General features: G+C 73.3%; 14 protein-coding genes. 9 read left to right on the forward strand and 5 right to left on the reverse strand.

Annotation, left to right across the window (positions count from 1 at the left end; genetic code table 11):
- Positions 1–59 precede the first annotated feature (59 nt).
- The gene (locus ACFYSC_RS01140) at positions 60–1,049 is read right to left on the reverse strand and encodes a lactonase family protein (RefSeq protein WP_389954915.1); all 990 of its coding nucleotides are present in this window, start codon (positions 1,047–1,049) and stop codon (positions 60–62) included.
- 198 nt (positions 1,050–1,247) lie between these two features.
- Between ACFYSC_RS01140 and ACFYSC_RS01145 the strand changes: the two genes are divergently transcribed.
- Together ACFYSC_RS01145 and ACFYSC_RS01150 are read left to right on the forward strand one after the other, a co-directional pair.
- Positions 1,248–2,159 carry a GNAT family N-acetyltransferase gene (locus tag ACFYSC_RS01145; protein ID WP_389954918.1) on the forward strand — a complete coding sequence of 304 codons (912 nt, stop codon included), beginning with the start codon at positions 1,248–1,250 and terminating at the stop codon, positions 2,157–2,159.
- Between the two features lie 333 nt (positions 2,160–2,492).
- Positions 2,493–5,753 (forward strand): P-loop NTPase fold protein, encoded by a 3,261-nt coding sequence (locus ACFYSC_RS01150; protein ID WP_389954921.1) that lies wholly within the window; start codon positions 2,493–2,495, stop codon positions 5,751–5,753.
- Between the two features lie 184 nt (positions 5,754–5,937).
- On the opposite strand, the gene ACFYSC_RS01155 is transcribed toward ACFYSC_RS01150, so the two are convergent.
- On the reverse strand, positions 5,938–6,141 hold the full coding sequence (locus tag ACFYSC_RS01155) for a DUF6203 family protein (RefSeq protein WP_389954925.1): 204 nt from the start codon (positions 6,139–6,141) through the stop codon (positions 5,938–5,940).
- A gap of 185 nt (positions 6,142–6,326) precedes the next feature.
- On the opposite strand from ACFYSC_RS01155, the gene ACFYSC_RS01160 reads away from it, so the two are divergent.
- The 4 genes from ACFYSC_RS01160 (at position 6,327) to ACFYSC_RS01175 (ending at position 9,896) form a co-directional block, all read left to right on the forward strand.
- Entirely contained in the window at positions 6,327–6,752 is a 426-nt protein-coding gene (locus tag ACFYSC_RS01160; protein ID WP_389954928.1) for a YciI family protein, read from the forward strand.
- Between the two features lie 2 nt (positions 6,753–6,754).
- A complete protein-coding gene (locus ACFYSC_RS01165; protein WP_389954932.1) occupies positions 6,755–7,996 on the forward strand; it encodes an RNA polymerase sigma factor in 1,242 nt (413 codons plus the stop codon).
- Positions 7,997–8,182: 186 nt separating this feature from the next.
- Positions 8,183–8,851 (forward strand): DUF998 domain-containing protein, encoded by a 669-nt coding sequence (locus ACFYSC_RS01170; RefSeq protein ID WP_389954935.1) that lies wholly within the window; start codon positions 8,183–8,185, stop codon positions 8,849–8,851.
- A gap of 235 nt (positions 8,852–9,086) precedes the next feature.
- Entirely contained in the window at positions 9,087–9,896 is an 810-nt protein-coding gene (locus ACFYSC_RS01175) for an endonuclease/exonuclease/phosphatase family protein (RefSeq protein WP_389954938.1), read from the forward strand.
- 218 nt (positions 9,897–10,114) lie between these two features.
- On the opposite strand, the gene ACFYSC_RS01180 is transcribed toward ACFYSC_RS01175, so the two are convergent.
- Entirely contained in the window at positions 10,115–10,657 is a 543-nt protein-coding gene (locus ACFYSC_RS01180; RefSeq protein ID WP_389954940.1) for a GNAT family N-acetyltransferase, read from the reverse strand.
- 141 nt (positions 10,658–10,798) lie between these two features.
- On the opposite strand from ACFYSC_RS01180, the gene ACFYSC_RS01185 reads away from it, so the two are divergent.
- From ACFYSC_RS01185 to ACFYSC_RS01195, 3 genes are all read left to right on the forward strand, one after another.
- Positions 10,799–11,011 (forward strand): hypothetical protein, encoded by a 213-nt coding sequence (locus tag ACFYSC_RS01185; RefSeq protein ID WP_389954943.1) that lies wholly within the window; start codon positions 10,799–10,801, stop codon positions 11,009–11,011.
- Positions 11,008–11,442: a PIN domain-containing protein gene (locus tag ACFYSC_RS01190; protein ID WP_389954946.1), complete on the forward strand. Its 435-nt coding sequence runs from the start codon at positions 11,008–11,010 to the stop codon at positions 11,440–11,442. The genes ACFYSC_RS01185 and ACFYSC_RS01190 overlap by 4 nt, the downstream gene beginning before the upstream one ends.
- Positions 11,443–11,652: 210 nt before the next feature.
- Entirely contained in the window at positions 11,653–11,856 is a 204-nt protein-coding gene (locus ACFYSC_RS01195; RefSeq protein WP_389954949.1) for a hypothetical protein, read from the forward strand.
- A 25-nt stretch (positions 11,857–11,881) separates the two neighbouring features.
- On the opposite strand, the gene ACFYSC_RS01200 is transcribed toward ACFYSC_RS01195, so the two are convergent.
- The gene (locus ACFYSC_RS01200) at positions 11,882–12,433 is read right to left on the reverse strand and encodes a hypothetical protein (RefSeq protein WP_389954952.1); all 552 of its coding nucleotides are present in this window, start codon (positions 12,431–12,433) and stop codon (positions 11,882–11,884) included.
- A 425-nt stretch (positions 12,434–12,858) separates the two neighbouring features.
- The gene (locus tag ACFYSC_RS01205) at positions 12,859–13,326 is read right to left on the reverse strand and encodes a DNA starvation/stationary phase protection protein (protein ID WP_362934402.1); all 468 of its coding nucleotides are present in this window, start codon (positions 13,324–13,326) and stop codon (positions 12,859–12,861) included.
- Between the last annotated feature and the right edge of the window lie 64 nt (positions 13,327–13,390).

Below are 13,390 nucleotides of genomic sequence, written 5' to 3' on the forward strand. Positions count from 1 at the left end.
GCCCGGCGTACGCCCCGTCCGCGACTTGACCGGCTCCTGCCCCATCCGTGGGGAAACCGTCAGGACGGCGGCAGGACGCACGAGGGCGTGCCGACGGCGAACGTCTCCTCGGCGTCCCCCGGGACGCCGTCCCTCATCGGCAGTACGGCCACGCCCGCGGACCGCTGGTTGGCCACGTACATCCGGTCCCCGGCGACGGCGAAGTGCCGGGGCCACGCGCCGCCGCAGGGCACCTCGGCGACCGGCTCCAGGCCGGGCGTGGAGAACACCGAGATCGTGTCCGGGCCCCGGTTGGCGACGTAGACGAAGCGCCCGTCCCCGGACAGCTCCAGGTGCGAGGGGTGGTTCTCGCCGCCGGCCGCGCTGGCCGGGACGGCCCGGACCTCCCGCCAGCCGTCGTCTCCGGCGTCGTAGGCGCGGACCGTGCCGTCCAGCTCCCCGGCGACGTACCAGCGGTCCCCCGCCCTGGCCATGTGCCGGGGCCCCATGCCCTCGGCCAGCCGCACCGGGCCGCCGGGGTGCGGGGTCACCCGGGCCTCCGCCCGGCCGGGTTCGGCGACCAGGTAGCGGCGGATCTCGCCGGCGCCCAGGTCGGAGACGTACAGCACGCCGTCCGGCCCGAAGACGGACTGGTGGGCGTGGGAGTCCTCGCGGTGCGGGAAGACCTGGGGGGCGGCGAGGACGCCGGTCTCGTCGATCGGGTACACGCTGACGACGCCGTCGCCGTAGTTGGCCACCGACAGCAGGGTCCCGGAGGGATCGACGGCCAGGTGGCAGGGGGTGTCCCCCTCGCTGGGCCGTCGGTCGGTCTCGGTGAGCGTCCCGTCGGCGGCGCGGGCGAAGACCGCGACCGTGCCGGGCTCGCCCTCGCCCACCGCGTACAGGACCGGCAGCCGGGGATGGACGGCGAGGAACGACGGGCTCGGGGCGGGCGTCTCCGCGACCCGGGTGAGCCCGGCCGGCTCCATCAGGGTGATCCCCGGGCCCGTGCCCTCGGTCCCCGGCGTGTCTCCCGGTGTGTAGCCGCCGATGTACGCGATCTCCGCCATCACTCTCCCACCGCAGTGGGGACCGGCCCGCGCCGTCCCCGAACCTTTCCCGGCCTTCCGTGCCGCGCCGGACCCTTCCGGGCCCTCCGGGCCTTTTCGCCCGTCACGGCCAGGTTGAGAACCTAGCGCACCCGGCCTTCCCACGAGAGGACGCTTAATTCATTGACTCGGTCATCGAAATGGTTGATCGTGTCAGGCATGGTTTCGGACATCGACCGCCGTGTGGCGGACATCCGCGCGTTCAACCGCTTCTACACCGGCGTCATCGGCGTGCTCCACCAGGGCATCCTGGACACCCCCTACTCCCTCACCGAGGTGAGGGTGCTGTTCGAGCTGAACGGCGGGGACCGGACGGAGACCGGCGAACTGCGGCGGCTGCTCGGCCTCGACGCCGGCTACCTGAGCAGGATCCTCGGGCGGTTCGAGAGCGACGGCCTGGTCACCCGCGAGCGGTCGGCGGCCGACGCGCGGCGGCAGGTGGTCTCGCTGACCGCCGCCGGCCGCGCCACGTTCGCCACCCTCGACGAGCGCTCGGCGGCCGAGGTGCGGGGCCTGCTGGAAGGGGTCACCGAGGAGGACGCGCGGCGGCTGGTGGCGAGCATGGCGACGATCCGGGAGATCCTCGCCCCCGCCCGGCGGGCGGAGCCGTACGTCATCCGCCCGCCGCGCCCCGGCGACCTGGGGTGGGTGGTGCACCGGCACGGCGTGCTCTACAGCCAGGAGTACGGCTGGGGCGCCGACTTCGAGGCGCTGGTGGCGAGGATCGTCGCCGACTACGTCGACCACCACGACCCCCGGCGCGAGGCCGGGTGGATCGCCGAGGTGGACGGCGAGCGGGCCGGGTGCGTGTTCTGCGTGCGCAAGGACGACGGGACGGCACTGCTGCGGATGCTGCTGGTCGAGCCGTCCGCCCGGGGCATGGGGATCGGCGGGCGGCTCGTCGGCGAGTGCGTGGCCTTCGCCCGGGCGGCGGGCTACCGGCGCATGGAGCTGTGGACCAGGAGCGTGCTGACCGGCGCCCGGCGGATCTACCGGGCGGCGGGCTTCGAACCGGTCGAGGAGCGGCGGGCGGGCGACGTCGTCGAGGAGGTCTGGGCGATGGACCTCTGACCCGCTCCGCCCGGGAGCCGTGGCGGGGCCCGGGCCGGGCCGGGGGCCGGACGACGGGTGAGGGTGACCGGGATCCGGGGCGGGCGGTGGCCGACGCGGTGGAGCCGCCCCGGCGTGGGGCCGCACACCGGGCGAAGGCAAAGTTCCAGCAAGGACACGGGCGGGCGTCCTTCAAATCGGACCGTCCCATCCTCAAGATCCGCATCCGTGGACCCCCGGGGGTCCACAGTGGATCTACGCAGATCTCGCGCGGACCCCGCGTGGACCGTGGACCCCCGTACAGGGACCCGCGGGTCCCGCGTGAGATCCCTCGCCGCCGCCCCGGGAGGACCGTTGAGCGAAGGACTCGCGTTCGCCGAACCGATCCCCGAGGTCCCCGAGGCCCCCGAGCCCCCTGGGACCGCCACCCGGACGGGCGCGCGACGGGCCCTCGTCTTCCTGGACGCGCCGCCCGCCACACCCGACCGGCCCTTCGACCCCCCGGCCGCCGGACGACCGGACATCCGCCTGGCGGCGGTGCTGCGCGCCGAGGGCTTCACCGTCGACGCCCGCCCCGGCGAGGGCGCGCGGGACGACGGCGAGCGGGTGTGGGAGTTCCTGCGGTCTGCCGGGGACGGCGACGTGCTGATGATCCGGCTGCCCGGAGGCAACGCCTGGACCTCCGGCCAGCTCGGCTCCATGATCGGCGCGTTCGGCCGGCGGGTCGGCGAGTCGGCCGCGGCGGCCGTGCTGCTGGTCGTGGACTTCGGCTGGAGCGCCCTGGACGGCTCGGCCCCGCCGCTCAGGCAGCTCGGCGTGGCCGGTGAGCCCCGCCTGTCCGCGGCGGCGCTCACCCTGGCCCTGCGGTTCGGCGAACCCGCCCACGGGCCCGCCCCCAGCCTGACCGGTGTCCTGGCCGACGGCCTGGCCGCCCTGGCCGCCGACCCGGCGCGCGGCCCGGTCACCGTCGGAGACCTGCACGCCCACGCGCTGCGCCACTACGCCGCCGTCTCCTCCCCCCGCACCCCCATCCTGCTGGCGTACGGCCCCGCCGCGGCCGTCCCGCTGACCCCGCCCCGTCCCCCGGCCGTGCCCGTGCCCTCGCCGGTGCACGCCGCCTTCGCCCGCACCCTCACCGTGCTCGGCGACCCCGCTCCCCCGGCCTCGGGCACCGAGATCGTCCGGCGGGTCTACGAGCTGCACCTGAGCGAGCACGCCCGGCAGGTGCTGCGCGGCGCCTCCCTGCTGGAGGAGGGCGAGCCGGTCGAAGAGATCCTCGGCGACGCCGCCGAACTGCGACACTGGGGACTGCTCGGCGAGACGGCCCTGTTCGCCCACCCCGACGTGCGGGCCTTCGGCTACTCCCGGCTGAGCCCGGCGGAGCGGGCGCGGACGTCCGCGCTGCTGCGGCGATGGCGGGCCGGGCGGCGGGCCGTACAGCCCCGGGCCAGGCTCACCGCCGACCGGTGGACCACCGACGACCAGCTCGGCCACCGGGTCTACGCCGAGGCGATCGCCGCGTTCGTCCGCCACCCCGAGACCCGGCCACCGCTCACCATCGGCGTCAAGGGCCCCTGGGGCGCCGGCAAGACCTCCCTGATGCGGATGATCCAGGACCTCCTGGACCCGGGGGCCGCCGGGGACGGCCCCGCCGAGATCCACCTGCCGGACCCCGGCGGAGCGGGCGACCTCACCAACGCCGAGGTGCTGTCCAGGGCCGGGCGGCGACGGCGCGGCGACGCGGGCCGGGCCGAACCCGGAGCCCTGCCGGTGCGGCGGGCCGACTGGCGGCCGACGGTGTGGTTCAACCCGTGGATGTACCAGAGCGGGGAGCAGGTCTGGGCCGGGCTGGCGCACGAGATCATCAGCCAGGTCACCCGGCGGCTGCCCCGCACCGAGCGGGAGCGGTTCTGGCTGGAGCTGAACCTGTCCAGGATCGACCCCGAGGCCGTCCGCCGCCGCGCCTACCAGCTCGCGGTGACCCGGCTGGTGCCGCTCGCCCTCGGGCTGCTCGCCGCCCTCGTCCTCACCGGCGCGCTGCTCGCCGGGGCGGCGCTGCTGCCGGCGTTCGACGCCCTGCTGCGGAGCACGGCCGCCGCGGTCGGCGCGGCCGGGGCGGTCACCGCGGTCGGGGCGGGAGCCGTACGGCTGGCGAGGTTCTTCGGCGAGTCCGCCGGAAACGCCTTCTGCGACCTGGTCAGCCAGCCGGACCTGTTCGCCCCCGGACCGGCCGACGGCCCGGCCGGCGAGCTGATGGGCGGCCCCGGTTACCGGTCCAGGGCGGGTTTCCTGCACCTGGTGCAGACCGACATGCGGCAGGTGCTCGACCTGGTGGCCACCGAGGAGCGGCCCCTGGTGGTGTTCGTCGACGACCTGGACCGGTGCTCGCCGGGGACGGTGGCGCAGGTCATCGAGGCGATCAACCTGTTCCTCGCCGGGGAGTTCCCCAACTGCGTGTTCGTGCTGGCCATGGAGCCGGAGGTGGTGGCCGCGCACGTCGAGGCCGCCTACCGGGACCTGGCCGAGACACTGCCGGCCGACGGGCGGTCCGGGCTGGGCTGGCGGTTCCTGGAGAAGATCGTGCAACTGCCGCTGAGCGTGCCGCTGCTCGACGACGCCGACCGGCTGCCGGCCTTCGTCCGGGCGCTGCTGGGCCTGCCGGAGGCCGCCGACGTCCCGCCGCCGTCCCCGTGCGGCGAGCCCGGGAACGGTCACCGTGCGGCCGGCGACGGCCGGGACGCGACCGGAGACGGGCGGGATGGCGCGGGCGCCGGAGACGCGGGCGGGGACGGGGCCGCCGGGACGGCCCGCCCCGACGTCCCCGAAGCGCGCGCACCGGTCGGCGTGCCGCTCGCCGTATCCCGGCCGGGACCGGTGAAGCCGCCGGACCCGTCGCTGGTGAGCCGCCTGGAGGACGCGATCTGGGCGCTCCGCCCGACCGCCGCGACCCTGGACGAGGCGGCGCGGCGGGCCCAGGAGGAGCTGGGCGTGGACTGCCCGGACGCGATCGGCGGACTGGCCGCGGCGACCCGCGAGGCGGCCGACCGGGTCTTCGACGAGCTCTACAGCGACGAGAACGCCTACCGGGCCATCGAGTTCGTCCTGCCTGCCCTGATGTTCTTCAACCCCCGGGAGATCAAGCGCTACGTCAACGTCTTCCGCTTCTACTCGTTCATCGCCTACCGGCGGACGCTCGCCGGGGCGGAGCCCGCAAGCGACGGGGAGGTCGCCAAGCTCGCCGCGCTGACCATCCACTGGCCGCACCTGCTGACCTCCCTGGCCAGGGAGACGGGCGGGACGACCGCGCTGGAGCGGCTGGAGGCGGCCGCGGGCGACGACGCCGCCTGGGAGCGGGCCGTGCGCGAGTGCGGACTCGCGGCGGTCCGCGAGGCGGGGTCTCCGGGGCCGTTCCCTCCGGAGCCGTACGGACCTCCGGGACCGTACGGACCTCCGGGACCTGCCGGGCAGTGGGGAGCACCGGGGCTCCGGGGACCGTCGGTGATGCCGGGGACGCCGGGGCCGGACGACGACGGGGACGTCGTCCACCTGGACCCGCTGCGGAACCTGCTGCGTTTCCCGCACCCCGTCGCAGCCCTGGCCCGCCACCTCCTCTGACGGCCCGCCATCTTCTCTGACGGGAGGTACCGAGCCGGTCTCGCCCGCGGACCCGCCGCCGCATGGACGCCCCGCCCGTGAGGACCGGGAGACCTTCGACTTCGAGACCTGACCGGCCAGGACCGGACGCCCCGCCCGCGGGGACCGGGAGCCGCCCGGCCGAACCCGGCGGCGCGGCCGGGGCCTACCGGCGGCCGGCGGACGAGGGACCCCGCCACGCGGAGGGGTTCCGGGAGGCCCGGCCCGGCTGGCGCAGGGTGTCCTTGCGGACGTCGCCCTGCTTCTGGCGGCGCTTGCGCATGAACAGCCAGCCCGCCCCGAGGGCGACCATCCCGAGGGGCGTCTTGGACAGCCAGCGGGTCGCCACGAGCTGCAGAATCCTCTTCATCTTCTCCCTCTTCCCGGTAGCCTCCGTCCCCTCTACCCAGGCCCCCGCCCCCCATGCGGGGTTACGGTCCCGGCCGCCCGGCGTGGATCCTTGGGTTCGGCGGCGGCCGGATGTCCGGACCGGGGCGGCGGCTCCGACGTATCCGGCGGAAGGCGCCCGAGGGGGTGCCGGCGGAGGAGAAGACGATGAAATACATGATCATGCTGTACGGCTCGCAGCGGGACTACGACGCCCTGTCCGGCAAGGACTCCGGCGACCGGCCGGGCTGGACCGCCGAGGAGGTCGCGGCGATGCACGAGTCCATGGGGGCGTGGAACGCCGAACTGGCCGAGTCGGGCGAGTTCGTCGACGCCCGGGGCCTGTCGGCTCCCGTGCACGCCAGGAGGGTCGAACTGCGGGACGGCGTCCCCGTCGTGACGGACGGGCCGTACGCCGAGACGCAGGAGGTCATCGCCGGGTACACGATCGTCGAGTGCGCGAGCTTCGACCGGGCGACCGAGATCGCCGCACGCCTGGCCCGCACGCCCGCCCCGAAGGGCGCGACGCCGGACCGTGTCTGGTACGTGGATGTGCGGCCGCTCGACGACGGTCCCGGCGGGTTCGACGCGTAGTGATGGCCGGTGACGGTGTGGAGGACCTGCTGCGCCGGGAGGCGCCGCAGGTCCTCGGCGCGCTGGTGCGCCGCTACGGGCATTTCGACACCGCCGAGGACGCGGTGCAGGAGGCGCTGCTCGCCGCCGCGACCCGGTGGCCCGCCGACGGCGTCCCGGACAGCCCGCGGGGCTGGCTGATCACGGTCGCCTCGCGGCGGCTGACCGATCTCCTCCGCGCCGAGCAGGCCCGCCGCGCCCGCGAGGACACCGTCGTCCGGTGGACGCTTCCGGAGGACTGGCTGACGCCCCCCGCGGACGCCGGGACGCCGGACTCCGACGACACGCTCGTCCTGCTGTTCATGTGCTGCCACCCGGCGCTGTCCCCGGCGTCGCAGATCGCGCTCACCCTGCGGGCGGTCGGCGGCCTGACCACCGCGGAGATCGCGCGGGCGTTCCTCGTGCCGGAGGCGACGATGGCCCGGCGCGTCAGCCGGGCCAAGCAGCGCGTCCGGGACAGCCGCGTGCCCTTCGGCCCGCCGTCGGCCGCCGACCGGGACGGGCGGCTCGGCGCGGTCCTGCACGTCCTCTACCTCGTCTTCACCGAGGGCTACGCCGCCCCCTCCGGACCGTCCCCGGACCGCGCCGGCCTGTCCGCCGAGGCGATCCGGCTGACCCGCATGGTCCACCGGCTGCTGCCCGGTGACGGCGAGGTTGCGGGGCTGCTGGCGCTGATGCTGCTCACCGAGGCGCGCCGTCCGGCGCGGACGGGCCCCGACGGCGCGCTGATCCCCATGGCCGAGCAGAACCGGGACCTGTGGGACGCCGGGCTCGTCGCCGAGGGCGTGTCGCTCGTCACCGGCGCGCTCTCCCGCCGCAGGCCGGGACCGTACCAGTTGCAGGCGGCGATCGCCGCGGTGCACGACGAGGCGCCGAGCGCCGCGGAGACCGACTGGCCGCAGATCACGGCGCTGTACGAGCTGCTGCTACGGATCTCCGACAACCCGGTGGTGCGGCTGAACCACGCCGTGGCGGTGGCCATGGCCCGCGGCCCCCGCGCCGGTCTCGACCTGCTCGCGCCGCTGGAGGCCGACGAGCGGATCTCCGGGGATCACCGGCTGCCCGCCGTACGGGCCCACCTGCTGGAGATGAACGGCGACCGCGCCGCGGCCCGCGCCGCCTACCTGGAGGCGGCCCGCCGCGCCACCGGCTTCCCCCAGCGCCGCCACCTGCACACCCGCGCCGCCCGCCTGACGGACGACTGATCCACGGTGGTGTCCCTTTTCGGGCCGGGCCGACGGATGACTCGTCAGCTCCACCTGGGCCGACGGCTTCGGCCCAGGTGGAGCTGTGATCCCAACGAGTCAGATGTCCGGATCCGGTCCCCGGTTCCGACGTCCCCGCTGAGCGGCACCCGGAAGGGGTGCCTTTTCCGGAAAGAGGAGAGATCGGTGCGGAACAGACTGCTGATGTGCGGGGTGATCGCCGGTCCGCTGTTCCTGGCGACGGTCCTGGTCCAGGCGCTCACCCGGGAGGGGTTCGACGTGACCCGCCACCCGCTGAGCCTGCTGAGCCTGGGGAACGCGGGGTGGGTCCAGATCGCGAACTTCACGGTGACCGGCGCGCTGTACGTGGCCTGCGCGGCCGGTCTGCGGCGGGCCCTGCGACCCGGCCGGGCCGGCACCTGGGGGCCGCCGCTGGTCGGCGTCCTCGGCGTCGGTCTGGTCATGGGCGGGGTCTTCCTCACCGACGCGGGCGCCGGGTTCCCGCCGGGCGCGCCGGCCGGGGCGCCCGAGATCACCTGGCACGGCGCCCTGCACGGCGCCGGGGCCATGGTGGCGTTCACCGGGATGAGCGTGGGCTGCCTGGTCTTCGCCCGCCGGTTCGCCGCGCTGCGCCGGTGGGGGTGGGTGACGGCGTGCGCGGCGACCGCCGTGGCCGTCCTCGCGCTGAGCTCCTGGCCCGACCCGGAGGGCATGAGCGTACGGCTCCTGCTCGCCTCGGCGATCCTCTTCGGCTTCGTGGCCGCCCTGGCGATCCGCGTGACGCGCGGCCTCCCGGACGCCCCCGCCCACCGGCGGACCGTCGCCCGGCGGGAAAGCCCGGTCCTTCGCAGCTGACACAGTCGGCGAACTCCTCGGCTCGGTCCCCGTCCCCGGTGACTCCACTGAGGCTTTTCCAACCTGGTCGGGCTGATCAGCAGGAGAGAACCGGGACGGGCCGGCATGAGAAGAGGCTCTTGGCAGCTCGTACGCCCGGGTCTGACCCCATGAAGACCAGTAGGCTCCTGGCTGCCGTATGTGCCGGCTGAGCGGTCTTTTGACGGCTCGGATCATGTGTGGAGGGATCTCGGTGATGATGATCAGCCAGCTCCTGATCGCCGGACTGTTGTTACCGAACCTGTCCGTACAGGCACGGCCACCTCTCCTCCACGTGATGACGTGGAACGTCTGCGCGGGCACCAACGCCGGGTGCGCGCTCTTCCGCCGCTCGAACGCCGAGCTGGCCTGGCACGTGGCAGTGCTGGCGACCGAGGCGGACGTGGTCTTCCTTCAGGAGTTCTGCACGGGCGCCGACGCCGACCTGGAGCGCGAGCTCGAACGCCGTACCGGCCGGAACTGGAGCGTCCGGTCGGCGGGGCTGATGTATTCGGACGGTTCTCCGTACCAGTGCCTGCCCGACAGAAACGGCAGGCCACGCGGGGTGCTGAGCGTCACCCTGGCCGTGGCCGGAACGGACACCGGCCTCGTCGTGCACGCGCTGACCTCGCCGCCGTGGGGAGCCCGCAGGTACGCCGTCTGCACGGCCGACCGGACGTTCTGCACCGCGCACTTCTCGTCGGGATCGAGCTACGACGACAGGCAGAAGGGCAGGCCCTACCGGCACATCCAGTTGCGCGAGCTGTTCAAGCTCGGCCGGGGTGTGATCGGCGGCGACCTCAACCTGGTGCCGCGCGACGCCGCCGCGGCCTACGAGGGCCGCGACGAATGCGACCCGCGCCGGCGCTGGACCTACGTGACCCGCAAGCGGAAGATTGATTACGTGTTCGCCGGCGAGGGCCGCGTACGGAAATGCTTCGTCGATTACGCCCGGAGCACGTGGTCTGATCACGTCCCGCTGCACGCCTGGGTGAGAGCAGGCTCAACGCCGCCTGCACCACGTTGAGCCGGCCAGCACCAGGTTGTTCATCATGCTCTACCGGCGAAACGCGGATTTGCGCATCCATCCTACCGGCCAGGGACGAATTGGGATGCGCCCTCACTGATTCACCGGGCTGGAGTCGTTCCCCGATACCGGGTCGGCGCGTGTACCGGCGACGTCGATTTCACGGCGATCCCGAATGAGACTCATCCCGACGACGGTGCCCGCCCCGGCGTCGCCGCCTAACCCTTCGAGCCCGGATTCCAGTCCTGGACGAGAAGTCCCAGCAGCACCTCGTCCAGGAACTCGCCCATCACCCAGGCCGAGGAGCGCAGCACGCCCTCGCGGGCGAAGCCGTTGCGCTCGGCGGAGCGCAGCATCGCGGCGTTGTCCGCCAGCGTCTCGATCTGCAGCCGCCGCAGGCCGCGCACGACGAAACCGTAGTGGCACAGCACCGCGACCACGTCGGTGCCGTAGCCCTTGCCGCGGGCCGACGGCAGCAGCCCCAGCCCGATGTGCGCGGACCGGTTGTGGCCGTCGATGCCCCACAGCGTCGCCGCCCCGACCAGCGTGCCGCCGCCCAGCTCCACAACGGAGAACGGGACGTGCCCTTCCTCCTTGTCGTCCACCGCGAACTGCGAGTGCTTCGAGCCGGGCGTGATCGGCCGCCACGGCCCGCTCGCGGCCCGCGAGGCGTTGACCACGTCGTCGTGGAGCTCGGTCTGCAGGATCGGGATGTCGTCCTCGTGCCGGGCCCTGAGCCCGATCTTGTCACCTCTCAGCACGCAGGCTTCCTACCGGACCGGGCCGTCCGGCGGCAAACCGATGAGAGCTCCCGCCTCTCCGCGACGCCCCAACGCTCATCACATCAGGAATCGCCCTGGAGTACTCCAGCGGTCTTCATTCGGGCCGGTATACTCAGCGGTATGACCTCAACCACCATTAAGGTTCCCAAGACGACCCGGGACCGCCTTCGTCGTCTCGCAGCCGCCGATGGCCTGACTCTTGCCCAAGAGATCGACAAATTGATCGAACAGCAACAGCCCCGGCCGAAACCATCTATAGGCGGCTTCCGTAGCGATCACCCGCTTGACGCGGAGGAGATTGACACCGAGCTTGCACGAGGTTTCGGAGCGTGACGGCGATCATCATCGACACGAGCGCCATCTTGGCGCTCTTCGATGAGTCCTACGACGAGCACAAGCCGATCGCTGACATCATCTCGTCCGCACCCGGGCCGCTGGTCGTCTCCCCTTTCGTCGTCGCGGAAGCCGACCACATGCTCTACAGCAGACTCGGTGCGGTGGCGGCGCGCCGGTTCGCCAATGACATCGTCACCGAAGCCTACGAACTCGTCGAATGGACACCCAGCGATCACGCGACTGCCTTGACGATCATCGAGCGACATCGAGAAGGCAAGGACTACGTAGGCGTTACCGACGCTTCCAACGTGGTGCTCGCTGATCGATACCGTACGACCGACATCCTCACGCTCGATCAGCGTCACTTTCGGCAACTACGGCCATTGTGGGGGGCCGATCACTTTCGAGTGCTTCCGCACGACGTGTGACCGGCCCAGCTGGCGCCAGTGGGCGCGGAGGCAGAAGAGACGGAGGGCAGAGAGAAGGTGCGCGGGGCGGCTACCAGCAATCGGGGCCGCTGGCGAGATCGGCTCGGCAGCTCCCATCAGGAGACGGGGAAGTCGAACTCGCCGTCCTTGACGCCGCCGACGAACGCCTCCTGCTTGGCGTGAGTGTAGGCGATCAACGGTCTTCCTTGGATGTTCGCCCTGGCCAGGCTGTTCGAGGACTCCGATGGGGTGAAGGGCCGTGAGCGGGTGCTGCCGTACGGGCTGGAGCTGCCGGACGGCACGGCGGCGACCGTCGGCGCGGACGGTCACGGGTTCGGCAGCTGGACGAACGCCGAGCGCGCCGCCCTGCGCCTCGACTCCGACCTCGTCTGGCTCGGCGGCGGCGAGAACTGATGTGCGGCCGCCGCGACGAGACGGCTCAGAAGTCGGCGCGCCACTCGTACCAGGGGCCGCGCAGGTGCGTGTAGCCGCCTTCGTGGCGGTGCGGCGGGCCGCCCGGGGGGCTCCAGGCGAAGCCGTGCGTGCCCAGGAAGCCGGTGTTCCTGACCATGAAGATCACATCGCCGTCCACCCGCCTGGCGTACACGGGGTAGAGCCCCACCCACCCCTCGTGGTACGCGGGCCCGTTCCCGGCCGTCATCTCCTGGGCCAGGCGCTCCAGGCCGGGTTCGGACAGGGCGAACCGCACGTCGTAGGGGACGTGGAAGCCGATGAGCGCGGCGGTCACCGCCCCCATGACCGGCAGTGCGGCCCAGCGCGCCCGGTGCCGGAGCAGGCCGGGGCGGCCCTCCGGCCGCAGCAGCCCCGCCAGGAAGCGCGGCACCCAGGCGACGGCCACGGTGAGGCCCAGCAGGATTCCGGAGCCCACCTCCGTCAGGTGGCCCCCGGGCGCGCTGGCGCCGTACAGCAGGCAGGCGCAGGCGAACGCGGCCAGCGGGATCATCATGAGACCGGGGGGACCGGTGAACATCCGCCCGAGCGAGGCGCGAACCGGTACGGCGAGCCGCGGCCGGGCGGCGTCTCCGGTGACGGAGGAAGCGTCCTCGGACGCGGAGGAGGCGTTCCCCGGCGGCTCGGGGGCGTTTCCCGGCGGCTGGGATGTGTTTCCGGGGGTGCGGGGGGCGTTTCCGGGCATGCCGCAATCTAGCGCGGCAGTGATCACATAGCGAGACGGATCCGGTGTCGGCGGGGCCGGGCACGGACGAAGCGGAGCCGGGCACGGACGAGGGCGGACCCCGTACCGGCGGGCCCGGACGCCGGCGAGGCGGATCCGGTGTCGGCGGGACCGGGCGTGGAAAGGCGCCCCGGCGGCCGGGGCGCCCGGGAGTGCGCCCCGGCCCTGGCCGGGCCGGAGCGCCGGGGACGTGCCGGACGGGTCCGGCGCGGAGAGGCGGCCTAGCGCTGGGCCTCCAGCATCCAGTGGTGCTTCTCCAGGTCCTGGGTGATCGTGATGAGGATGTCCTGGGTCACCGGGTCCGGCTCCTCGGTGGCGGCGACGCGCTCGCGCATCCTGCGGATCATGGACCCGAGGATGTCCGTCATCGCGGCGACGACCTTGCCGTCGTTGATGTAGCCCGCTTCCATCTGCTGCAGCTCGTTCGTGTTGGCCAGCGTGGACGGCCGGCCGTCGGGGTTGCATCCCAGGGCCACCGCGCGCTCGGCGACGGTGTCGGCGTGCTCCCGGGCGGCCGCGACGATCTCGTCGAGCTGCAGGTGCAGGGAGCGGAAGTTGTGGCCGATCACGTTCCAGTGCGCCTGCTTGCCCAGGAGCGAGAGGTTCAGCAGGTCGACGAGTGAGCCCTGGAGGGTCTCGCCGACGACCTTCTTGTTCTCGGGAGTGAGCGGGCTGGTGATCGTGGACATGAGATATCTCCCCGTTTTGGCTTTATGTCCCTCTATGTCGGAAACGGCCATACCCATCGAAGCG

The organism is Streptosporangium sp. NPDC004379 (genome assembly GCF_042873875.1).
Taxonomy (GTDB): domain Bacteria; phylum Actinomycetota; class Actinomycetes; order Streptosporangiales; family Streptosporangiaceae; genus Streptosporangium.

Excerpts from the sequence above, each read along its gene's own strand:
- ACFYSC_RS01165 (WP_389954932.1), top strand. The coding sequence starts at position 6,755 with ATGGCCGGTGACGGTGTGGAGGACCTGCTGCGCCGGGAGGCGCCGCAG.
- ACFYSC_RS01205 (WP_362934402.1), bottom strand. The coding sequence starts at position 13,326 with ATGTCCACGATCACCAGCCCGCTCACTCCCGAGAACAAGAAGGTCGTC.
- ACFYSC_RS01160 (WP_389954928.1), top strand. The coding sequence starts at position 6,327 with ATGAAATACATGATCATGCTGTACGGCTCGCAGCGGGACTACGACGCC.
- ACFYSC_RS01200 (WP_389954952.1), bottom strand. The coding sequence starts at position 12,433 with ATGTTCACCGGTCCCCCCGGTCTCATGATGATCCCGCTGGCCGCGTTC.
- ACFYSC_RS01195 (WP_389954949.1), top strand. The coding sequence starts at position 11,653 with ATGTTCGCCCTGGCCAGGCTGTTCGAGGACTCCGATGGGGTGAAGGGC.
- ACFYSC_RS01140 (WP_389954915.1), bottom strand. The coding sequence starts at position 1,049 with ATGGCGGAGATCGCGTACATCGGCGGCTACACACCGGGAGACACGCCG.
- ACFYSC_RS01155 (WP_389954925.1), bottom strand. The coding sequence starts at position 6,141 with ATGAAGAGGATTCTGCAGCTCGTGGCGACCCGCTGGCTGTCCAAGACG.
- ACFYSC_RS01185 (WP_389954943.1), top strand. The coding sequence starts at position 10,799 with ATGACCTCAACCACCATTAAGGTTCCCAAGACGACCCGGGACCGCCTT.
- ACFYSC_RS01145 (WP_389954918.1), top strand. The coding sequence starts at position 1,248 with ATGGTTTCGGACATCGACCGCCGTGTGGCGGACATCCGCGCGTTCAAC.
- ACFYSC_RS01175 (WP_389954938.1), top strand. The coding sequence starts at position 9,087 with ATGATGATCAGCCAGCTCCTGATCGCCGGACTGTTGTTACCGAACCTG.